Below are 23,731 nucleotides of genomic sequence, written 5' to 3'. Positions count from 1 at the left end.
ATAGAAAATGTAGTGGATATAAGTATATATTAAGTATATATATTTTTAAAAATAAATATAATTTAAGAAGGGGGTGAAGAAATGGGGAGTAAAGAAGAATGCATTGTTCGAGATTTTCAAAATAATTTATGGCAATTTTATATAGATCAGTATGGAACGTTTATTTATAGAATAATGTATAGTGAAAATAAATGGACTAAAGAAATGAGATTGGATTCAAATGTTGAAGAATTTTGTATCGAGCTAGATAATGAATGTAACTTTCACATAGTATATACAACTTTAAATGGAGAATTAAAATACTGTATTTATAAAGATAAGAAGTGGGCAGGGAAAACTATCTACAGCTATGATAAGAGTTTATTTAATATTAAAGAAATAGACTTGAAATTATTGGGCAAGGAAATTCATATTGTATTTTTATTTTGTAAAAATGGACAGACAAAAAAAGCAAAGCTAATACATTATGTATGGAGTGGTGAAGAAGGGACAAGTACTAATATTTATAACATTGAATTGCTGCCTTTTACAGAAAGGCATTTTACAGTAGAAATTGCTTCAGAAAGTGTTTTATATTTATTCTTTTTAACTAAGGATGGTATTGAAGCAGCAGTTATGAATTGTGGCTACATTAATGGAACCTGGAGTGAGCCTAAAAAACTTTATGGAATTACTGGTGGGAACATAGAAATTTTTACTTTAGAAAGAGATAATGAATTTAACATTCTGAATGTTTCAGAGGATGATTCATCAGTTGTTTTAGAAAGAGCATTTGTAGATTATCAAGGGGAAATAAATAGCGAAACAATATATGAAACTAAAGAAAAAATTAGAGAAGCAAATTTTTTTATATACAATAAAACTTTATGGGCACAGTGGCTTGAAGGAAATAATACAATTAAATATACATACTTTGATGAAAAGTGGAATATTCCACAAGCCATTAATGAAGAACTTTCAAAAATTAATATTTATAGGTACAAGACGTCAATAATACCCGATAATAATACAAAAATCAAGGTTGTATTTGGGACAAATTATCCGGATTTAAAACTCTTTATGCCTAAGTATATATGTAGTAAAGAAAAAGTAAAAATTCAGGAAAAATTGATAGGAGTGGAAGAACTTTCAGTATATAAAGAAGATACTTATTCTGATATAAAAATTAATAAGCAGGAAGATGATAATTATATAAGAATGCTTCAGAAAAGAATTGCAACACTTCAAATGCAGTTACAGGTAAAGGAAAGAACCGTTGATGAATTGATAGAGAAAGAAAATAAAATAGCAGAGCAAAAGAGGATTATGGAGGAAAAAATTGAGTTTTTTATTAAACTTCAGCAAGAAACCAAGAAGCAGCTTGATACTGCAATGCTCCAGCTAAAAGATGAAAGATATATAGTTACCTCACTGAGAAGTGAGGTAGAGTCTCTTAATGATATATTGCAAGCTAACAGGGAAAAGCTATATGTATACAATTCTGATAATGAAATACTGAAGAAAAAAGTGGATGAATTAAAAATTGAAAACCGATTATTACTAGATAAATTAAGTGAGGAACGTAATAAATCAATTTTTGGTAGATTGTTAAAAAAAAGTGATAAATGTGAAGATAAGTGACCTGAAATTCCAGGTCACTTATTTTATATTGCATATTATCTATATGAGACGCATATTTTTTTATTAAAAGCTATAAGCTGAAAGGTTGAATAAATAATGAACGAAATGAAAAATGAATATATTTTCATAAGTTGTGTAGAAGAAAACGCTGTAAAGGTTATTGATGCCAATACTGGAATGCAAATTCAATCTATAAAAGTTGCAGACAGGCCTTTCAATATAAAAAAGTCAATGGAAAACAAGCTTTATGTAGCTTGTGATAGAAGAGAGCAAGTAGAAATTATTGATCTTTTAACCTTTAATAAAGATATTATAAATATTTCAAATAATGGAGTTATGGACATAGATGAAGAAAATAGTTTAATGTATATATCTGACGGAATGAATATAATTCTTTACAACCTTAAGAATAAAAAGATAATTAATACCGTTAATAGTGGTTTGGGAATAGAATATATTTTTGTAGAAAAACAAGGAACAAAATTGTTTGCAATTGATTCTATATTAAATCAGCTTAATATTTATAATAAGAATAACCTTGAACTAATTATATCAATTAATAATTTAGGACTTAGACCGAGGAGCATTCTAGGTTTAGAGGAGTTTGATTATGTATTTATTGCAAATGAAGGTATAGAAAATGAAGGTAGGGGTTCAGGTATAACAATAGTTGATTTACGTAACTATGAGGTTAAACTGTTGGAATTTCCAAAAGGTTCGGCAATAACTAGCTTAGCTTCTAGAGGGAATATATTGTATGCAGTCAATAGAAGTCTAAAACGTATAGAAATGATTAATATAATAACAATGCGAGTATTTAAGTCCATAGAGATTGGTAATAAAATTCCAGAAATGGTTGAAATAAATAATGATAATACAAAGCTTTATATTGTTGAAGAAGATGATAACGATAATGAACTAATTGAAATAATAGATTTGCATAATTGTAAGAGTAGCAGAACTACCATTGTTGGGAGCAAGAATATAAAGTCAAGATGCATAATAAGTGCTTTCATTGAACATGATTATTCTTCCAAAGATTTTTTGTGTCTTTCAAAAACCTCTAGTTATGATTTAAAGCCAATGTCCATTCTTGTTAAAAGAATTTTTGCAAGCTATAAGCAGAAAATGTGTGTTACAGATGTTACATGCGAAATTAAGGATGGAGCTAGCGAGTATAGCTTTGAAAATATAATTTTCAAAAATGCCTTCATTATTGAGGGTTCTTTGAAAATGGACATTTTGAAGGATAACCATGAAAACTGCAGAGTTAAATTTACCCTGCGAATTCCATATAGCATTACGCTGAAGGGAAATAATATGTCAACGCGCTGTATCGAAGCCTTCTTGGATGAAAAAAAAGACTTAGTGATGCATATGTCTGAAACACAAAATGTAAACGATTATGAAATTATCATCAAATCCAAGGGAGAACTTTTAAACAGTCCCAAAATATATAAAAATTTTATAAAGTTCAGTGCTGGATTTTTTTTATTGATAAGAGCCATAGGTGAGCAAGAGGTACAAATTCCAGTATATAATTGTAATTCGAAATTAATAGAATGCGAGGAATATATTGAACCAAGTGAAGAGGAAATTTTTGAAGCATTTTTAGATTTTAATAATACTCCTTTTCCTTTAAATTTATTTTCAATTTCAATAGAAGATAATGATTAATATAGGGGGATTTCATATGAAAGTATTACTTTGCACTAGAGAGGACTATAAGAAAAATTTTGCGGGTGATTCAAAGATTGTACTTAAAACGGCAAAGTACTTAACTAAACTTGGAGCAGAGGTACAGATAAATATAGGAGATATTACTGATTATTCACCTTATGATATAGTGCATCTGTTTAATCTATCAAGAACAGGAGAGATTTACAAGTACTATAGGGATGCGCATAGATACAAAAAAAATATCGTAATAACTCCAATATATTGGGATTTAACCAAGTATTATGAGCAAAATAGAGAATTTGAAAATTTAAGGCTTTGGGAAAAGTGCATGCCTTATAGAGAGGAAGTATTAAAGGGTAGTAAAATGATATTCCCAAACAGCGAAACAGAAAAGAATATTATAATTTCTAGGTATGGACAAAGACTTCCTATTAAAGTTATATATAATGGTGTAGAAGTAGAACATGATGAAACACCACTATATAATTTAAAGGATAGATACAATTTAAATAATTATGTACTCAGCGTTGGAAGAATTAATCCTCAAAAAAACCAGCTTGGACTGGCGAAGGCATGTAATGAATTAGGGGTAAACCTTGTATTGATAGGGGTTGTAAATGATAGAGCTTATTTAGAGCAGTGCAAAGCATTTAAAAATGTATTGTACCTTGGATTTATAGATAGTTATAATATCTACAACGCTTATAGGTTTGCAAAACTTCATGTACTTCCAAGTTTTGTGGAAGCATCGGGGTTGACTTCACTAGAGGCAGCAGCTTGCGGGTGTAATATTGTTTCTACATTAGAAGGAAGTTCAAAGGAATACTTTAGAGATTACGCTCTATTTTGTAATCCTTATGATGAAAAGAGCATAATTGAAGCAGTTGAAAAAGGCTATAACAAAAGAAAGGACTCAAAACTTAAAAATTATGTAATATCAAATTACAGCTGGGAGAATTCTATTAAAGAACTTTATGAAAGCTATAAAAAAATATTGAATGAATAAATATAATAAAATTGGCGATATAATGTTAAGATGAAAAATGGACTAGAAAAAGATCCATTGATAAAAACTTTAGGCATTATTATCGCCTAATATTTTTATATCAACAAATACTAGAAATAAAGTTTTATAACAGCAATTTATAATGTATAATAAGATTTAGAATGTTTTAGGGGAGATGCTTATGAAAAAGATAGAACTTTTAGCGCCTGCGGGAAGCATTGAGAGCTTATACGCAGCAGTACAAATGGGAGCAGATGCAGTTTATATGGGAGGTAGTAAATTCTCCGCTAGAGCATATGCTTCAAATTTCGATGAAGAAAATATGATAAAAGCAATTAACTATTGTCATAGTTATGGTGTAAAAATATATATAACTTTAAATATCCTAATAAAGCAAAATGAAATAGATGAAGTTGTGAAGTATGTAAAATTTTTGTATGAAATTGGAGTAGATGCACTTATAATCCAAGACTTGGGTTTAGCTAATATTATAAGGAGGAATTTTCCTGACTTTGAGATACATGCTTCTACTCAGATGACTATACATAATGGAGAAGGTGCTATTTTACTGCGGGATTTTGGATTCAAAAGAATTGTATTGTCCAGGGAATTGTCCTTAAATGAAATTGAGTTTATATCTAAAGAGCTTGGAATAGAAACTGAGATTTTTGTACACGGCGCTCTATGTATATGTTATTCAGGACAGTGTCTTATGAGCAGTATGATTGGGGGCAGGAGTGGCAATAGAGGAAGGTGTGCGCAGCCTTGTAGACTACCGTATACTTTAATAGAACGAAAAAAAGGTATAGAAAAACAAGGATATGCTTTAAGTCCTAAGGACATTTGTACTTTAGAACATATAGAAGAAATAATAAATTCTGGCACATCTTCATTAAAAATAGAAGGAAGAATGAAACGTCCAGAATATGTGGCTGGAGTAGTGGAAAGTTATAGAAAGGCAATTGATAGCGTATATTCAGGTAAAGAGTTTGATTATATATCTGAAAATAAAAAGCTTTTACAGCTTTTTAATAGAGAAGGTTTTTCTAAAGCATACCTGTTTGGAAATAGCGGAAAGGATATGATGGCTTACAGATATCCTAAAAATACTGGGATATTAATTGGAAAGGCAAATAAAGATGCTTCAATTATACTTGAAGAAAGTATAGCGGTAAGAGATGGAATTAGAGTAAGGGAAGAAGGCTTCACAATTTCAAGAATTATAAAAGATAATAAAGAAGTTGAGTCAGCTTCAAAGGGTGAAATAGTACAACTTATTCCAACAAAATATAAGCAGGGAGATAATCTATACAAAACTGCTGATAATTCTTTGTTATTAAATCTTAAAGAAAGCTATAAAAATGCATATAACAAAAAGATTAACTTAACTGCAAGTGTTAAATTTAAAATTAGTGAACCTATTGAATTAAGCACAATTTTTGATGGCATTAGCTTCAATGTACAAGGAGAAGTAGTAGAGAATGCAATTAATAAACCCCTTACAATGGAAAAGCTAGCAGAAAATATTAAGAAAAGTGGAGACACATCATTCAAATTTGATAATGTTAAGTTTGAGTATTTTGAGAATGGATTCTTACCTATTGCAGATATTAATTCCATTAGAAGAGAATTAATTGATAAGATTCAAAGCTACATTAATAGTAGGTATAAAAGAGATGTTGTGGGGAAAATAGATTTTAAATTTAAGCCTCAAAAACTTACTAGGGATTTTAATTGTCCTAAGCTTTTAGTTAATGTAAGCAATAAGGAACAAATGAAGGCTGCTTTAGATAAGAGTGTTAAAAGTATATCTTTTAATCCGTTTATGAGAGGAAATTATCCAGAATTAGAGGATATAAAACAAATAGAAAATGTTGATTTTTATATTAAGGTTCCTAGCATAATAAAAAAAGAATTTGATTTAGTATGCAGAAGAATTAATGATATTCTTCCTTATATAAAAGGCATAATCACATCTAACCTTGGAATAATAAGAAAATTTCAAGGGAAAACAAAGTTAATTGGTGATTATAAACTGAACATATTTAATAGTTATGCCGCAAGTTTTTTTGAACCTTATTTAGATGCCGTAGTTCCAAGTGTAGAATTGAATAAAAAAGAGCTAAAAGAACTAATGGAAAATAATAATTTGCCTGTTCAATATATAATATATGGGAGAACAGAATTAATGGTTTCTGAGTATTGCCCTATTGGAAGTATGATTGGAGGAAAATCCAATGGAGTAACCTGCAAGAGTATTTGCGAAAGTGGAGAATATTTTTTAAGAGATAGAAAAAATGAAGAATTTGTTATTAAGACCGATAAATTTTGCAGAAGCTATATTTATAATGTGAATGCAACAAATTTAATATCAAACTTAGATGAAATAAAGAACTTAGGTATAGAGTCATTTAGAATTGATTTTATCAATGAGAGTTATAATGAATGCATAGAAATATTAAATGCATTTATAAGTGGTAAGTGGCAGGGTGAATTTAGTAGTTACACCAGAGGCCATTTCAAAAGAGGAGTTGAATAAAGTGAATGAAAAGGCGTTAAGGGTATTAGAATTTAATAAAATAAAAGAAAAAATCAAAAATTACGCAAATACAGGGGCAGCAAAAGAATTAATTGATAGGCTTGAGCCTTATGATAATATTTTCGAAGTTAGAGAACATCTAGAAGAAACCAAGGAAGCATTTATGCTCCTAATCAAAAAAGGAAGTCCTCCATTTGAAGGAATATATGACGTGAGAGAGGCAATTTCAAGAGTTGAGAAAGGCTCAAGTCTTATGCCAGGTCAATTATTGAGAATTGCTCAAATGCTAAGATGTGCTAGAAGATTCAAGGACTATGTAAATAGAAAAGAAGAAGAAGAGAACTTTAGAGTGATTGAAGATATTTGTGAAGGCTTAATTCCATTAAAAAAGCTAGAAGATGATATATTGCTTGCAATTGTAAGCGAAGATGAGATATCAGATAAAGCAAGTACAACTTTGAGTAACATTAGAAGAAGTTTGAAAGATAAAAATGCATCCATAAAAGATAAGGTTAATTCTTTGATAAGATCGAATTCTAAATATCTTCAAGATAATTTGTACACTATTAGAGGAGATAGATATGTAATTCCTGTTAAAGCAGAACATAAAGGATCTGTGCCAGGACTTGTACATGATCAAAGTGCTACTGGAGCTACATTATTTATTGAACCTATGAGTCTAGTAAATTTGAATAATGAAATAAAAGAGCTAATGCTAAAGGAAAAGGCTGAAGTTGAAAGAATATTATCAGAATTATCATCAAGGGTATATGATAGCATAATAGCTGTAAAAAATAACGGAAATATATTATGGGAGCTGGATTTTATTTTTTCAAAAGCAAAATATGCCAGCGAAATAAATGCAGTTTGCCCATATGTAAATGAAGATGGAATTATAGATATTATAGAGGGAAAGCATCCTCTTATTGATCCAAAGGTTGTTGTTCCGTCAAGTATTTATCTTGGTAGAGAATTTACCTCACTAGTTATCACTGGACCGAATACTGGTGGAAAGACTGTTACGCTTAAAACTATTGGGCTGCTTCACCTAATGGCAATGAGTGGAATTATGATTCCTGCCAGGGAAAATTCTACTGTGAGTTTATTTAATGAAGTTTTTGCGGATATTGGAGATGAGCAAAGTATAGAGCAAAGTTTATCCACATTTTCTTCTCACATGACTAATATTGTAAATATAATTAATGAAGCTGATAATAATTCCTTAGTTTTATTTGATGAACTTGGTGCAGGAACAGACCCTACAGAGGGAGCAGCCCTTGCAATGTCAATACTGGAAAACTTGAGAAAAAGGGGTACACGTATTGTAGCTACAACACATTATAGTGAACTTAAGGGGTATGCATTAAGAACTGCGGGAGTAGAAAATGCTTCTGTAGAATTTGATGTAGAAACCTTAAGACCAACATATAGATTGCTTATAGGTGTACCAGGTAAATCAAATGCTTTTGAAATATCAAAAAGATTAGGACTTGCCGATTATATTATTGATGCTGCTAGAGAAAATATATCAACAGATACCTTAAAGTTTGAAGAATTAATTCAGAGTCTTCAAGAAAAGAGTATAAAAGCAGAAAATGATGCACGAGCAGTTGAGATACTAAAACTTGAAGCTGAAAAGTATAAGGGTAAGTATGAAGAAAAGCTGTATAATCTGGAGAAGTCAAGAGAAAATGCACTTATTAATGCGCAAAGAGAGGCTAAGAGGCTTATTAAAGATGCAAAAGAAGAAGCTGACACAATTTTAAAAAATATGAGAGAGCTTGAACGATTAGGATATTCTTCTGAAGCAAGACAAAAACTTGAGGAAGAAAGAAAAAGGCTGAAAGATAGATTAGATAAGGCTGAGGATGTAATCAGTAGCGAGAACTTAAATCAAGGAGAAGAGCTTAAAAAAGTAAATGAGGGAGATGAGGTTTTTCTTCCATCCTTAAATCAAAAGGTTATAGTTTTATCAAAGCCAGATAATAAAGGGGAAGTACAAGTTCAAGCTGGAATTATGAAAATAAGTGTTAAGATAAAGGATTTAAGAGCTTCTAAAGTATCAAATGAGGAAAAAAAGAAAATTAAGAAGCGAGAACTTAAGTTAAGAGTTGCTTCAGTTGCTTCTTCTGTAGATTTAAGAGGAATGGATTCTGAAGAGGCTATTTATACAGTAGATAAATACCTGGATGATGCATATCTAGCAGGCCTAGGTGAAGTTACTATTGTACATGGAAAGGGAACTGGCATATTAAGAAAAGCAATAAACGATATGTTGAAAAAACATCCACATGTTAAGAATTACAGGCTTGGAGAATATGGGGAAGGCGGATCTGGGGTAACAGTTGTTGAACTTAAATAGTTTGTATTTTAATTAAAGTAAGTAGGTGGTATATTGATAATAGTCAGTGCATGCTTATGCGGTGTAAATTCAAGATATGACGGAAAAAACAATATAAATCACAAAGTACTTAAGCTTCTTGAAGAGGGTAAAGCTATTTTAGTTTGCCCTGAACAATTAGGAGGTTTTAGTACACCAAGACCTCCACATGAAATTAAAAATGGTGCTGGAGCTGATGTGCTAAGTGGAAATTCCAAGGTAATATCAAATGACAATTTTGATGGCACAGAGAGATTCATTAGAGGTGCAGAAGAAACCTTGAAAATTGCAAAAGCAATAGGTGCAAAATATGCAATACTTAAGTCTAAGAGTCCTTCATGTGGAAAAGGGATAATATATGATGGGAGCTTTTCAGGAGTAAAAATACCTGGAAATGGTGTTGCTGCAGAGCTTTTACAAAGAAATAATATCGAAGTTTTTACGGAAGAAGAATTTGAAAATATAGATTTTGAGTATTTTAATAAGTAAACTTTAAAAATATATAATAATAAGCGAGGGGTTCACAAATGAATTATAATGAGGTACTAAGAAATGCTAAAGAAAATTTAAATGGAAGCTGTAGGGTGTGCCCAGTATGTAACGGAAAAGCATGTGCAGGAGAAGTCCCTGGAATGGGTGGAAAGGGAACTGGTAAGGCTTTTACAGAGAATATAGAAGCTCTAGAAAACTATAAATTAAATATGAGGGTAATTCATAATGCAAAAAACCCAGACACTTCAATAGAACTATTTGGGAAAAAATTAACTGTACCAGTATTAGCAGCTCCTGTTTCTGGCACTACATTAAATATGGGTGGAAAATATAGTGAAATGGAATATATTTCCTGGGTAATAGGAGGATGCCTTGATGCAGGTGTGTATGCAATGGTAGGAGATACTGCTGTAGACTCTTTTCTTCTTACTAATTTAGAGGTATTAAAGTCCTATGAAGGAAATGGTATTGCTATTATTAAACCATGGGAGAACAAAAATGTAATAAATAAGATTAAACTCGCTGAAGAAGCTGGAGCGTTTGCAGTTGGTATGGATATAGATGCAGCAGGACTTATTACTTTAGCTCTTCACGGAAAGCCAGTAGGGCCCAAAAATGTAGAAGAAATTAGAGAAATTGTAAATAGTACTAAATTGCCATTCATTTTGAAAGGTATAATGACAGCTGATGAAGCGCTTCTTGCAGTTGAAGCTGGTGTAGATGCTATAGTAGTTTCAAATCACGGAGGAAGAGTACTAGACCAAACGCCTGGAGTAGCGGATGTACTTCCTGAAATTGCTGAGGCAGTAAAGGGAAAAATTAAAATATTGTCTGATGGGGGAGTAAGAAATGGTGTTGATGTGCTTAAGATGATAGCATTAGGAGCTGATGCTGTGCTAATAGGCAGACCATTTGTAACAGCTTCCTTTGGAGGACAAAGAGAAGGTGTAAAGTCTTATATAGAGAATGTTCAAAGTGAATTGAAATCAGCTATGGTATTGACTGGTTGTAATTCTATTGATGAAATTAACGATAGAATAATTTATTAAAAAAGAAGGGGTAACCCTTCTTTTTTTTTAGTAAATTGCAACTTATGAAATAATTGTGTCATTTTTGTTTATGTGGTTGACAAAAAAAATTCATATATTATACTAAAATTAAGAATATATGCAAAATTAAAAAAACATCACGGAGGTTTCATTTATGTTTACAAATTATAATGAATTAAAAAGTTTTGTAGAAAAAGAAAATATCAAAATAATTGATTTTAAAGTGATAACGTTACCAGGAAGATGGAATCATTTAGCAATTCCAGTAGAGAGATTAAATGAAAAATTGTTTTCTGATGGTATAGGTTTTGATGGTTCAAGCTATGGTTACTCAACAATAGAGGATTCAGATATGTGTTTCATTCCAGATATGAGGACAGCATTTATTGATCCATATTGTAAAGTTCCTACTCTAAGCATGATTGCTAATATTTACACAATTGGTAATAATGAAGGAAGATTTAATGGAGATCCAAGATACATAGCTGAAAAAGCTGAAGTTTGTTTAAGAGATTTAGGAATTGCTGATGAATTTGTTATCGGACCTGAATTTGAATTTTATATATTTGATCATATTAGTTTTGAAACAAAAGCCCAGCATCAAGAGGTTAGTATAGATTCTCAGCAAGCTCCATGGAATTCAAATACAAAGGAAAATAACTTTGGATATAAAGTACCTTTCCAAAAAGGATATCATATGGGATTACCATACGACATTAACAATGACCTGAGAAGCGAAATGGTGTTAAAGCTTCAGGAAATGGGCATAGCTGTTAAATACCATCATCATGAAGTAGGTGCAGCAGGTCAGCTTGAAATAGAAGTTGAACTTGGAGAAATGACTAAAATGGCTGATGCTACTATGATGGCTAAATATGTTATAAAAAATGAGGCTGTTGCACACGGAAAAACCGCAACCTTTATGCCAAAACCACTATATGGTGAGGCTGGAAGTGGAATGCATGTGCATATGCTGCTTAGGAAGAATGGTGACAACATATTCTATGGAGATAAATATTCTAAGCTTAGCCAAGAAGCACTTTATTTTATTGGTGGTATTCTAAAGCATTCTAAAGCACTTTTGGCATTTACTAATCCATCTACAAATTCATATAAAAGACTTGTACCAGGATTCGAAGCACCTGTATCAATTTGCTTTGCAACAGGTAATAGAAGTTCTGTTATTAGAATTCCTGGTTATGTAAAAGAAGCTTCAAAGAGAAGATTTGAGTTTAGACCTTCAGATGCAACTGCCAACCCATATTTAGCTTATTCAGCTTTACTTATGGCTGGTATTGATGGAATAATGAATAAAATAGACCCTACTGAAGAAGGTTATGGACCATACGATGTAAATGTATTTGATTTACCAGAGGAAGAAAGAAACAAAATCGAAGCACTACCAAAATCCTTAGATGAAGCATTGGAAGAATTAAAGAATGATTATAAATTTTTAACTAGAAATGGAGTATTTGATGAACATTTCATTAATAATTGGATTAAATATAAATTTGATAAAGAATTAATGAAATTAATACCAGTTCCAAACCCAAAAGAATTTGAGTTATACTACGATTTATAGAAAATAATAAAGTACATGTATCACAAACATAAGCTGAAATTTATTACTACTAATATGACATTATAAATTAAGTCGTATAGAAATTTAGTGAAAAGTGTAAGTGAATACATGTACTTTTTACTTTTTTTCAATTTTAGTTGGAATACTTTTCATTGTAATAATTACACAATATTTAGGGGCTAAATTGTTATAGTTTGAAAGTTGATGTAATAAAGAGTTTTTGAAAGTTTTTATTTAACCACAAGCTATAAAGGGGGTATATATATGGTAAATAAATTAGAAAACTTACTAGAAATTGCTTGTAATAAGAGAAAAAAGGTAATTTCAGTAGCAGTAGCTCAAGACAAAGAAGTATTAACCGCTGTAATAAAGGCTGTTGAAATGAATATTGTCGATGCAATTTTAGTAGGAGACGAACAGAAAATTATTGAAATAGCAGGCAGAGAAAATTTAAACATTAGTAATGTGAAAATTGTAGATGAAAAGGATATAATTAGAGCTGCGGCTAAAGCTGTAGAACTTGTAGCAAATGGACAAGCAAATTTCATTATGAAAGGAATGCTTAATACTTCTGATCTTTTAAAGGCTGTATTAAACAAGGAAATGGGCTTAAGAGGAGAAGGACTGTTATCACATGTAATGATATATGATGTACCTTCTTATCATAAATTATTAATGCTTACTGATGGAGGAATGGTTTTATATCCAGATTTGAATGAAAAGGTAGGCATTATTAAAAATGCAGTAAAGGTGGCGCACGCACTGAATATAGATAATCCCAAAATTGCACCACTTTGTGCAGTTGAATCAGTTAACACTAATATGCAAGCAACTATCGATGCATCGTTACTGACGCAAATGAATAAAAGAGGTCAAATAAAAGGCTGTATTATAGATGGACCACTAGCATTAGATAATGCTATATCTGAAGAGTCCACAAAACATAAAGGCATTGTTAGTGCAGTTGCTGGAGATAGTGACATCTTATTAGTTCCCAATATCGAAGCAGGAAATATGTTGGGTAAGTCCTTAACATACTTTGCAAATGCAGAAAATGCCGGAGTGATTATGGGAGCAAAATGTCCAGTAGTGTTAGTATCTAGAGCTGATTCTGCAAAGTCAAAACTTTATTCAATAGCTCTTGGCTCAATAATTGCAGAGTAATGATTTTATTTGTGTAGATTAAAAAATTTAATCATATATCTATAACTAAGTTAAGTTAGTTCAATTTATAAAATAGGGGGTAAATTTATGAAAGTTATCATGACTGGTAATGAGGCTATGGCTAGGGGAGCCTATGAGGCTGGATGTAAGGTTGCATCAGCATATCCAGGCACACCAAGTACAGAAATACTAGAAAACTTTGCAACATATGAAGGTGTATACGCTGAATGGGCACCGAATGAAAAGGTTGCTTTTGAAGTTGCCTCAGGTGCTTCAATAGGTGGAGCAAGGAGTCTTACAACAATGAAGCATGTAGGATTAAATGTTGCTGCCGATCCAATGTTCACTATGGCTTATGAAGGAGTTAATGGAGGATTTGTTGTTGTAAGTGCTGACGACCCAGGAATGCACTCATCACAAAATGAACAGGATAATAGATTGTATGCTCCTCATGCTAAAGTGGCTATGATTGAGCCATCTGATTCACAAGAATGCAAGGATTTTATAAAAGCAGCATTTGAAATAAGTGAAAAATTTGATACTTTAGTTTTGTTTAGAAGCACAACTAGAATATCTCATTCAAAAGGAATCGTTGAGTTAGCTGATAAAGAAAATATTGAAGTTAAGCCATATAAAAAGGATGTCCAAAAGTACATAATGATACCTGCGCATTCTAAGAAGAAGCATTATGAGGTAGAAGAAAGACTTGAAGCACTAAGGGAATATTCAAACAACTCTACTTTGAATAGGATTGAATGGGGAAACAAATCTATTGGTATAATTACTAGCGGAATATCCTATGCATATGCAAGAGAGGTATTTGGAGATAATGCTTCTTATCTTAAAATAGGAATGAGTTTTCCATTGCCTAATAAGATGATAAAAGAATTTGCAGAACATGTAGAAGCTTTATATATCATTGAGGAGAATGAACCTTATTTAGAAAATGCTGTTAAGGTTATGGGAATAAGCTGTATTGGTAAAGATAAAATTCCTGTATGTGGTGAATTAAATCCTGATATTATAAGAAAAGCGCTACTTAATGAGGAATCAAAACCATATTATGAAACTGACATTAAAGCGCCTGCAAGACCTCCTGTGCTTTGTCCAGGGTGTCCACATAGACCACTTTTCCATGCAATATCAAAATATAAGGATGTAATTGCAACAAGTGACATTGGTTGTTATACATTGGGTATGGTTCCACCTTTAAATGTTGCCGATACTGTTATTTGTATGGGGGCTTCTATATCAGGTGGAATTGGTATGCAAAAGGCTAGCATGATGGGTAATAGAGAAAGTAAGATTTTTGCAATACTCGGTGATTCAACTTTCTTCCATTCAGGTATCACAGGGCTCATTAATTCTGTATATAACAATAGTCCAATAGTTACTTGTATACTTGATAATAGAATAACAGGAATGACAGGACATCAGGAAAATCCAGGTACTGGAAGGACCTTGCAAAAGAAACCAGCACCTTTTATAGATATAGAGTCTATTGTTCTCTCAATAGGAATAAAGAAAGAGAATATAAGAGTTGTAGATCCATATAAGTTGAAAGAAACAGAAGAAGCAGTTAAGGATGCATATAATAGCACTGAACCTTTTGTAATTATAACAAAACAACCTTGTGCTCTTATAAAGGATGTAGTAAAAGCTAGAGCTAAACTTAAGTGTGTTGTAGATCCAAATAAGTGCAAGAGGTGTAAGGCTTGCCTTAGAACAGGATGTCCTGCGCTTACCTTTAAAAATGGTGTTGTTAGTATAGACAGAAATATGTGTAATGGCTGTGAGCTATGCAAGCAGGTATGTAAATTCAATGCTATAGAAAAGGTGGGTGAATAATATGAGTGAAGTAAAAAGCATATTATTTGTTGGAGTAGGTGGTCAAGGTACTATATTAGCATCAAAACTACTAACAGAAGGACTTATGAAACATGGATATGATGTAAAGATGTCCGAAGTTCACGGTATGGCACAAAGAGGAGGAAGTGTTACCACTCAAGTTAGGTATGGCGAAAAGGTATATTCCCCTTTAATTGAGCTAGGCAAGGCTGATGTAATTGTAGCTTTCGAAAAGAGTGAGGCTGCTAGATGGTTACCTTATCTAAAAGAAGATGGATACTTGGTGGTTAATGATTATGAAATTCATCCTGTAACTGTGCTTATAGGAGAAGAAAAGTATCCAGAGGATGTTAATGAAAGATTAAAGAATGTTGTTAAAAATACAATTATTATAGACGCAGCTAATATATCAGAACAGCTTGGAAATATCAAGGCCCAGAATGTTGTATTATTAGGAGCACTAATAAAGGCTTTAAAATTAGAAAATATAGATTGGAATGATATAATAGCTTCATTAGTCCCTGTTAAAGCAGTAGAATTAAATAAAAAAGCTTTGACAGAAGGAATGAAAGCATTGTAATATAAAAAGTCCCACTCTTGTGGGGCTTTTTATAATTAAGCTACTCCTTTTTATAAAAAATTCTGCTATAATTGTATTAATGTTACTAAGGAGGATTAAACTATGCCAACATATATAGAACCTACGGTAGAAATAAATAATGCAATTCAGCCTTTAAAGAAAAAAGGTGAAGAATTCAAAGTTTCTGGTTTAATAAATTACGCTGGGAAAAATTATAGAGAAGTAATAATATATAAAAAGGGATTCAGCCTAGTAAAAAAAGAAGCTGAAGGCTATATTTATTTAGATGAGGAAAATAACGTACTTAAGTCAAAAAATGTTATTTGTGAATTAGCAAGGCTTGCAAATTTCTATGAAGTTTTTTTTAGCAATGAGAATGGAGCCGGAATAGTAAGCGCTCTTCAAAACGAAGGAAATGTATTAAGAGAAAAAAGTGAATTTGAAGAGTTAATTAAAGTACTAGATGGTTTAGGTAGCGATGGAGTTAGAGAAGCTTATGAGATGAAGAATGTAATGGCAAAGCTTTTGGAGTTAAGGCAGCATAGCAATGAAATAATTGGTGATTTGGTTAATGATATAGAAGCTTTAAATGACAAAGAATTTGTATTTAATGATGAAATGCTGGAAGAACTATATCCTAAATATGAAACTGCTATAAAACAAAATTTTGAAAAAGTAAAGTTAATTGCATCTGTTAAGAATAATTGTGATTATATAAAAGATATGGCCGATAAAAAAAGAAAAAAGCTTTCAAATAGATTTAGTAAAAAAATAACAGCACCGCTTTTGAAACTAACTTATGAAATAGGCTATTTTAAAAGAGTTATAAGAACATATGAAAAAGTACTTGATATGAGTGCAAATCAATATTTAAAATTCTTTAACAATGTGACAAAAGAAAAAATTGCTAATAGGTGTGACAAAGCAAGATTTTAAAAAGACTTGAGAAACTCTCAAGTCTTTTTTATTTATTATTCTACATTTATATATATTGCATCTTCAGGTTTTACTACTTTAATGTATTCAACCTTTGGATCTTCGGTGCCCTGTACATATAATCCAACAGCTTTTAGGTTTTCAATATAATCTACAATTTCCTTAGTTATATTTTCTCCAGGGCAAAGGACAGGTATTCCAGGAGGATAGGCTAATAAAAATTCACCACTTATCATACCTATGCTATCGCGTAAAAGCACAGAAGATTTTACACTGTTAAACGCTTCTCTTGGAATTTGCATTTGTTCAGGAATTGGTGGAATATCGATAAAGTCAGATTTTCTTATTCCTTTACCATAGTATTCAGAACTAATTTCATTTAATGCAGCTAAAAGCTTATCAATGCTTTCTCTAGTATCACCGAAAGATCCTACAGCAAGTATATTGTAAAGATCTGAAAGCTCAACTTGAATATGATATTTATTTGAAAGAATCATATCTAAATCATAACCTGTAATTCCTAAATCCCTACAAGTAACTGTTATTTTAGTAGGATCAAAAGCGTAAGCACCAGGTACTCCTAAAACTTCTTCTCCGAAACAATATAGTCCAGGTATTTTATTTATTTCATTTCTTGCGTAATTGCATAGATCTAAAGTTTTATCTAATAATTCCTTACCATTTATGGCAATTTGCCTTCGTGCACAATCAAGTGAAGCCATTAAAACATAAGAAGGTGAAGTTGTTTGCATCAAATTAAGAATTTGTTGTACCTTTTGGGTGTCAACTCGTCCTGAATTAACTTGAAGTAAAGAACATTGGGTCATAGCGCCAATAATTTTATGGGTACTTTGTGCACAGATATCAGCGCCTGCTTCCATGGCAGACATAGGTAATTTATCATTGAAAGCAAGGTGTGGTCCATGAGCTTCATCCACAATAAGTGGAATGTCGTAGCTGTGAACTATATCGGCAATTTTCTTGATGTCAGTAGCAACGCCATAATAAGTTGGATTTATTATTAAAACTGCTTTGGCATCAGGATTATTCTTTAATGTATCCTCAACAGTTTTTGGTGAAACTCCATGAGCAATCCCTACCTTTTTATCTAGTTCAGGCTGCATATAAACAGGAATAGCTCCACTCAAAATAATACCGGCGGTAACTGATTTATGAACATTTCTTGGAATTATAATCTTATCGCCATCACTTACAACTGACATAATCATAGCTTGTATTGCACCTGAAGTACCATGAATTGAGAAAAAAGCAGCATTCGAACCATAGGCATCAGCTGCTAATTCTTGAGCCTTTTTAATTGGACCTGTTGGGTGATGTAAGCTGTCCACTAGCTTAAATACTGTAACGTCAATTTTGAAAGGATTTTCTCCTATAAAATCTTTGAATTCCTGGTCCATCCCAACTCCCTTTTTATGACCTGGAACGTGGAAGGGTATAGTATCTCTGTTAACATACTCCATTAAAGCATCAAATAGAGGAGTCTGAGTTTGATCTAATCTATACACTTTAATATAGCACCTTCTTTCATAATACTATGTCTATAAAACCTTGCAAAATCAATGGTTTAAGCAGCTTTGTATAAAACAATATCATTATAAAGTAATTGGAATATAATTGCAATATATATTAATGATTTATCTTAAAATATTTTCAGCATTTATATAATAATTATACATGTGCATAAAATTCTTAATTTGTGACAATAATAGCAAAGGTAGGAGGGATAATAATGGAAACAATAAATGCTAATACAAGAATAAAGAAAAGTGCTCATAGTGCAAGAACAGCAAGGAGAAATGGGAAAATACCTGGGATACTTTATGGAAAGAATATGCAAAGTTTAATGTTCGAAGTGTCAGAGTTAGAACTAAACAAGGAAATATGTGAATTTGGTGAACATGGTTTAATTAATATAAATATAGATGGTACAGAACATAGATCACTTATAAAAGAAGTGCAAAGGGATCCTGCAACACATGAGCTAATACATATTGACTTAGAAGAGATGACTAAAGATAAACTAGTTCAGACTGATGTACCTCTAATATTTGCAGGCGAAGACAACATATCAAGAAATGGCGGAATATTACAGAAGGAAAAAACAAAGGTAAGAGTTCAATGTAAGGGCGATAACGTTATAAACTCTTTAAATATAAATGTAGGAAATTTGACATATGGTAATACTTTTAGGATTAGAGATATAGAAATGTCAAGCGAGATTACCATTATGGATGATCCTAATACAGTTATTGCCTCAGTTACTGGAGGAAATACTACCCTTGTACAAGAAGAAACAATGCAAATAAGCAATCCAAGAATTGCAGAAGAATAAGTGGAGTGTTCCACTTATTTTTTTTATAGCTTATGTTTATGAAATGGAAATTTGCATAATTTATAAAAAAATGTTTTATTTTTAATATTTTATTAGTATAATAAAAATGTTGATTATTATTGAAATGGGAGGAAAACTATGACATACATGGAAAAATACCAATTGTGGTTAAAATCTCAATATGTTGATGAAGCAACTAAAACTGAGCTTAGAAATATTAAAGATGAAAAAGATATAGAAGACAGATTTTATAAAGATTTAGAGTTTGGAACTGGTGGATTAAGGGGCGTTATTGGTGCTGGAAGCAATAGAATGAATATATATACTGTTGGAAAGGCAACACAAGGTTTGGCGCAATATTTAATAAATAATTATCATGGTGATATATCTGTAAGTATAGCTTATGACTCCAGAAATATGTCAAAGGAGTTTGCTGAAAGTGCTGCGGCTGTTTTATGCGGCAATGGAATTAAAGTAAATCTTTTTGAATCATTAAGACCTACACCAATGCTATCTTATACTGTAAGACATTTTGGCAGTAAAGCCGGCATTGTAATTACAGCATCACATAATCCTAAACAGTATAACGGATATAAGGTTTATGGAGAAGACGGTGGACAAGTTACAGATATGAATGCGACAGAAATTCTTTCATGTATTCAAGAAGTTGAAGAATTTGAAAACGTAAAAAGTATAGATATTGAAGATGCTAAACAAAAAGGAATTTTAAATATAATTGGTGAAGAAGTAGATAAAGCTTACATAGAAAAAGTTAAAAATTTAACTATAAGAAAAGAATTAGTGAGTAGTAATGCAAAAAATTTAAAAGTAATATATACTCCAATTCACGGAAGTGGAAATGTACCTGTAAGAAGAGTATTAAAAGAACTTGGATATGAAAATGTTGCAGTTGTAAAAGAACAGGAGTTACCTGATGGAAACTTTCCAACAGCACCATACCCTAATCCAGAAGAACCTAAGGTATTTAGTATAGCAATGGAAATGGGAAAAGAGATGCAGCCTGATATCATCTTTGGTACTGACCCTGACTGTGATAGAATAGGGGTTGTAGTTAAAGATAGTATTGGTGAATTCAGAGTTTTAACTGGCAACCAGACAGGAGTACTTTTATCTCATTATATAGTTTCTTCTCTTAAGGAAACAAATAAGCTTCCTAATAATGGAGCGCTAATAAAGACAATTGTTACTACTGAAATGGTAAGCAAGATAGCTGAAGAGTATAACGTGAAACTAATAAATGTATTAACTGGGTTTAAGTACATTGGTGAAAAGATAAAAGAGTTTGAAGAGACTAAAGAAAACACTTATTTGTTTGGTTTTGAGGAAAGCTTTGGTTATCTAGCTGGAGACTTTGTTAGAGATAAGGATGCTGTAATTGCAGCTACGCTAATTTGCGAAATGGCTCTTTATTATAAAGAAAAGGGCATGAGTCTTTACGATGCTTTAATAAGCTTGTATGAGAAATATGGATATTATAAAGAAAATTTGGTATCAATTGAACTTAAAGGTAAGGAAGGACAAGAAAAGATAGCAAAGGCACTTGAAGTTTTAAGGCATTCTATGAAATCAAATGTTAATGGCGTAAATATAGTTAAAAAGATGGACTATAAGTTAAGTATAGAAAAAGACTTAATAAAAATATCAGAAAATATAATTGATTTACCAAAGTCAAATGTACTTAAGTTTGTTTTAGAGGATGGTTCGTGGTTTGTTGTTAGACCTTCAGGAACAGAACCAAAGATGAAAGTCTATCTTGCATGCATAGGAACAAGTCTAAATGATGTGGAAGAAAAAATGACTGTGTTTACAAATAATGTGATGTCAATAATAAATAATGCTTGCGAAAACTAAGGGTGAGAGTTGGGATTATCCCACTCTTACCATTATTTTTATGCAATGGATATCTAAATAGGTTTACAATAAATGATATTTTGGGTATTATTATTATTGTTACAATATATTATTAAACCAAAAGTAATCAACTTATATTAATTTTATTTTCGGATGGTGAATTAATGAGTATAGAATCTTATTTTGCAGATAAACTATCAAATTTACTTTTTTTAGATGTGAAAAAAGAAACAGTAAGTAGTTTTTTTAATATAAGTCTTAGTGAAGATTTGTACATGCCTATAAAATCTTCTCAAATTATAGATGCCATAAAAAAGGGAGAAAATGTTGAAGATATTCCACTAATATATTTTATTGAAGGAATGTGTTATGTATTAGGACTAGATCCAGAGTTTAAATTTAATAGTGTATATATAAATATTCTAATAAGTAAAGAGGCTAATATTACATTTATTAAAGGTAAAATTTATGATGCAATCAAAAATCAACAATTAGAAGATGCTTATGCTATGCTTAAAGGATTATTTAAAGTTGAAACTAATACAGGTAACTTAGAAAAGTTATTAACTCTAGCTGATGCTATAAGTGAAAGTAATAGTTTATTTAAAGAAGAAATGATAGTTCTAATTGAAATGGGAAAGCAATTTGAAAACTTTTCTGTTCCGTATTTATATGAGGCTCAGTTATTTAAAAAATCAGGTGAATATGCCAGGGCTTTAAATAGCATTAATGATTATAAAGCTAAAGGTGGGGAGGAAACCCCTGAGTTAGTTGAACTTAAGAATGCTCTTCAATTTTCTGCGAGTTATGATAAAGGAAAAGAACTCTTATATGATAATCCTAAAGAAGCGTTGGCCAATTTGATTCCGTTACTTGATCAGTTTCAAGAAGATGCAACTTTGTATTATTATGTAGCAGTAGGGTATAGATTGCTTCAAAATTACGAAAAGGCAATATACTATTTAGCTACAGCAATGTCTTTAGATAATCAACTAGTAGATGTAGTAAATGAATTAGGTTTAAATTATGCTTCTTTAGGAGATTTCAATACAGCTGTTAATTATTTTAGAAAAGCTTTTGAGGCTACAAAGAGTATTGAAATTTGTACAAATCTTATAATGTGCTATATTAATTTAGGAGATAAAAAGCAAGCACAACTCCATATAGACATTGCAAAACTTATCAATCCTAATGACGAGGTAATAAAGGATATTGAAAAGATATTATAGGGGGATAATAAATGGAACTGCATGAATATTTACAAATATTTAGAAAAAGATGGACTTTAATTGTGTTAATTACTTTAATCACAACACTATCAAGTGCTGTAGTTAGCTTTTTCGTAATTAAACCAACGTATAAAGCTGACATATCTGTTATAATAGGCAAACCTAAAACTGAATCTAGTGCAAATCAGACAAATTATAATGATGTTATGATGTACCAAAAGCTAGTAAAAACCTATAGCCAATTTGCACAATCCAGAACAGTGGCCGAAAATGTTATAAATAAAATGAATTTAACTATGAAGGTTGAAACTTTACAATCAATGATATCAGTTTCTCCAATGGGGGATACAGAATTTCTTACAATAACAGTGAAATCAAAGGATCCTAAGCAAGCTATGGATATTGCGAATCAACTTGCAAAGTCATTAAAAGAGGTAAGTTATAATGTTAATAAATCTGATAATGTTCAAATGCTTGATAATGCACAATTACCTACTAGACCAGCTAGTCCTAAACCATTATTAAATATTGCAATAGCTTTTTTTATTGGTTTAATGCTTTCTGTTGGTGTAGTTTTCATAATTGAATATTTAGATAATACAGTTAAATCTGCAGAAGAAATAGAAAAACTAGTTGGACTACCAGTTATTGGTGTTATTCCAAACATAAAAGATTTTGAATAAGGAGGTTTGAATATGGCAAATGATGTAATTTCATTGAAAAACCCTAAGTCTGTCGTAGCAGAAGCTTTTAGAACTTTAAGGACAAATATACAATTTTCGTCTCTTGATAATGAATTAAAAACAATAGTAGTAACCTCAACCCAGCCAAGTGAGGGAAAGAGCACTGTGTTGGTTAACCTTGCAGTAACAATGGCTCAAAGTGGAAAAAAGGTTGTATTATTAGATTGTGATCTTAGAAAACCTACAATTCATAGAAAATTAGGTGTTCCAAATAAAAATGGTCTCACAACTCTTTTATCGAAGGAAAAGAGTTTACAAGAATGTCTTCAGTTACTTGGTGTACCAAATTTATATATAATTACTAGTGGACCTATACCACCTAATCCAGCGGAGCTTTTAGGAAGTAAAAGAATGAAAGGGTTACTACAAGAACTTAAAGAGCATTTTGATGTAATACTAATAGATGCACCACCAGTACTAGCAGTAACAGATTCTCAAATACTTTCAACTCTAACAGATGGGGTTCTTTTTGTTACTGCGTATGGTACTACAGAGAAGGAAGCAGTAGTAAGAGCAAAAGAGTTAATTGAAAAAGTTGGAGGGAAAATACTAGGAGTTGTTATGAATAAGATGCCTGCTGATACAAAGGGTTCATACACGGGATATTATTACTATAGTTATGAATAAAATTTAAATAGAACGCTATATCTAATTTTAT

18 protein-coding genes are annotated in these 23,731 nt (G+C 31.4%); 17 read left to right on the top strand and 1 reads right to left on the bottom strand.

Going from position 1 to position 23,731, the window contains the following annotated elements; all coding sequences use genetic code 11:
• The first annotated feature begins 81 nt into the window (after positions 1-81).
• The 12 genes from bsdE14_RS00580 to bsdE14_RS00525 all read left to right on the top strand — a co-directional run bounded on the left by bsdE14_RS00580 (position 82) and on the right by bsdE14_RS00525 (position 16,876).
• Positions 82-1,620, top strand: a complete 1,539-nt coding sequence (locus tag bsdE14_RS00580; protein ID WP_264847970.1) for a hypothetical protein — start codon at positions 82-84, stop codon at positions 1,618-1,620.
• Between the two features lie 96 nt (positions 1,621-1,716).
• On the top strand, positions 1,717-3,297 hold the full coding sequence (locus bsdE14_RS00575; protein ID WP_264847969.1) for a YncE family protein: 1,581 nt from the start codon (positions 1,717-1,719) through the stop codon (positions 3,295-3,297).
• Between the two features lie 16 nt (positions 3,298-3,313).
• Entirely contained in the window at positions 3,314-4,306 is a 993-nt protein-coding gene (locus bsdE14_RS00570; RefSeq protein ID WP_264847968.1) for a glycosyltransferase family 4 protein, read from the top strand.
• Positions 4,307-4,487: 181 nt separating this feature from the next.
• Positions 4,488-6,845, top strand: a complete 2,358-nt coding sequence (locus tag bsdE14_RS00565; protein WP_264847967.1) for a U32 family peptidase — start codon at positions 4,488-4,490, stop codon at positions 6,843-6,845.
• Position 6,846: 1 nt separating this feature from the next.
• Positions 6,847-9,207 (top strand): endonuclease MutS2, encoded by a 2,361-nt coding sequence (locus bsdE14_RS00560; protein ID WP_264852192.1) that lies wholly within the window; start codon positions 6,847-6,849, stop codon positions 9,205-9,207.
• A 33-nt stretch (positions 9,208-9,240) separates the two neighbouring features.
• Entirely contained in the window at positions 9,241-9,714 is a 474-nt protein-coding gene (locus bsdE14_RS00555; RefSeq protein ID WP_264847966.1) for a 2-thiouracil desulfurase family protein, read from the top strand.
• Between the two features lie 38 nt (positions 9,715-9,752).
• Positions 9,753-10,766 (top strand): alpha-hydroxy-acid oxidizing protein, encoded by a 1,014-nt coding sequence (locus bsdE14_RS00550; protein ID WP_264847965.1) that lies wholly within the window; start codon positions 9,753-9,755, stop codon positions 10,764-10,766.
• A gap of 154 nt (positions 10,767-10,920) precedes the next feature.
• Positions 10,921-12,348 (top strand): type I glutamate--ammonia ligase, encoded by a 1,428-nt coding sequence (gene glnA / locus bsdE14_RS00545; RefSeq protein WP_264847964.1) that lies wholly within the window; start codon positions 10,921-10,923, stop codon positions 12,346-12,348.
• Between the two features lie 264 nt (positions 12,349-12,612).
• Positions 12,613-13,512, top strand: coding sequence for a phosphate butyryltransferase (locus bsdE14_RS00540; protein ID WP_264847963.1), 900 nt, complete (start codon positions 12,613-12,615; stop codon positions 13,510-13,512).
• Positions 13,513-13,599: 87 nt separating this feature from the next.
• Positions 13,600-15,360 carry an indolepyruvate ferredoxin oxidoreductase subunit alpha gene (gene iorA, locus bsdE14_RS00535; RefSeq protein ID WP_264847962.1) on the top strand — a complete coding sequence of 587 codons (1,761 nt, stop codon included), beginning with the start codon at positions 13,600-13,602 and terminating at the stop codon, positions 15,358-15,360.
• Position 15,361: 1 nt separating this feature from the next.
• Complete coding sequence (locus tag bsdE14_RS00530; RefSeq protein WP_264847961.1) at positions 15,362-15,940, top strand: indolepyruvate oxidoreductase subunit beta; 579 nt, start codon at positions 15,362-15,364, stop codon at positions 15,938-15,940.
• A gap of 102 nt (positions 15,941-16,042) precedes the next feature.
• Positions 16,043-16,876, top strand: a complete 834-nt coding sequence (locus bsdE14_RS00525) for a hypothetical protein (protein WP_264847960.1) — start codon at positions 16,043-16,045, stop codon at positions 16,874-16,876.
• A 35-nt stretch (positions 16,877-16,911) separates the two neighbouring features.
• On the opposite strand, the gene bsdE14_RS00520 is transcribed toward bsdE14_RS00525, so the two are convergent.
• Positions 16,912-18,402, bottom strand: a complete 1,491-nt coding sequence (locus tag bsdE14_RS00520; protein WP_264847959.1) for an aminotransferase class I/II-fold pyridoxal phosphate-dependent enzyme — start codon at positions 18,400-18,402, stop codon at positions 16,912-16,914.
• Between the two features lie 224 nt (positions 18,403-18,626).
• Here bsdE14_RS00520 and bsdE14_RS00515 point away from each other — a divergent pair, with 224 nt between their 5' ends.
• The 5 genes from bsdE14_RS00515 (at position 18,627) to bsdE14_RS00495 (ending at position 23,700) form a co-directional block, all read left to right on the top strand.
• Positions 18,627-19,229, top strand: a complete 603-nt coding sequence (locus tag bsdE14_RS00515) for a 50S ribosomal protein L25 (protein ID WP_264847958.1) — start codon at positions 18,627-18,629, stop codon at positions 19,227-19,229.
• A gap of 138 nt (positions 19,230-19,367) precedes the next feature.
• Positions 19,368-21,101, top strand: a complete 1,734-nt coding sequence (locus tag bsdE14_RS00510) for a phospho-sugar mutase (RefSeq protein ID WP_264847957.1) — start codon at positions 19,368-19,370, stop codon at positions 21,099-21,101.
• Positions 21,102-21,265: 164 nt separating this feature from the next.
• Positions 21,266-22,330, top strand: a complete 1,065-nt coding sequence (locus tag bsdE14_RS00505) for a tetratricopeptide repeat protein (RefSeq protein WP_264847956.1) — start codon at positions 21,266-21,268, stop codon at positions 22,328-22,330.
• Positions 22,331-22,341: 11 nt separating this feature from the next.
• Positions 22,342-23,013, top strand: a complete 672-nt coding sequence (locus tag bsdE14_RS00500) for a YveK family protein (protein ID WP_264847955.1) — start codon at positions 22,342-22,344, stop codon at positions 23,011-23,013.
• 12 nt (positions 23,014-23,025) lie between these two features.
• Positions 23,026-23,700: a CpsD/CapB family tyrosine-protein kinase gene (locus bsdE14_RS00495; RefSeq protein WP_264847954.1), complete on the top strand. Its 675-nt coding sequence runs from the start codon at positions 23,026-23,028 to the stop codon at positions 23,698-23,700.
• Positions 23,701-23,731 lie beyond the last annotated feature (31 nt).

It is taken from the genome of Clostridium omnivorum (assembly GCF_026012015.1).
GTDB classification, from domain to species: domain Bacteria; phylum Bacillota; class Clostridia; order Clostridiales; family Clostridiaceae; genus Clostridium_AX; species Clostridium_AX omnivorum.
The sequence above is the reverse complement of the archived record's forward strand: the minus strand, read 5'-3'. Positions and strand labels throughout refer to the sequence as shown.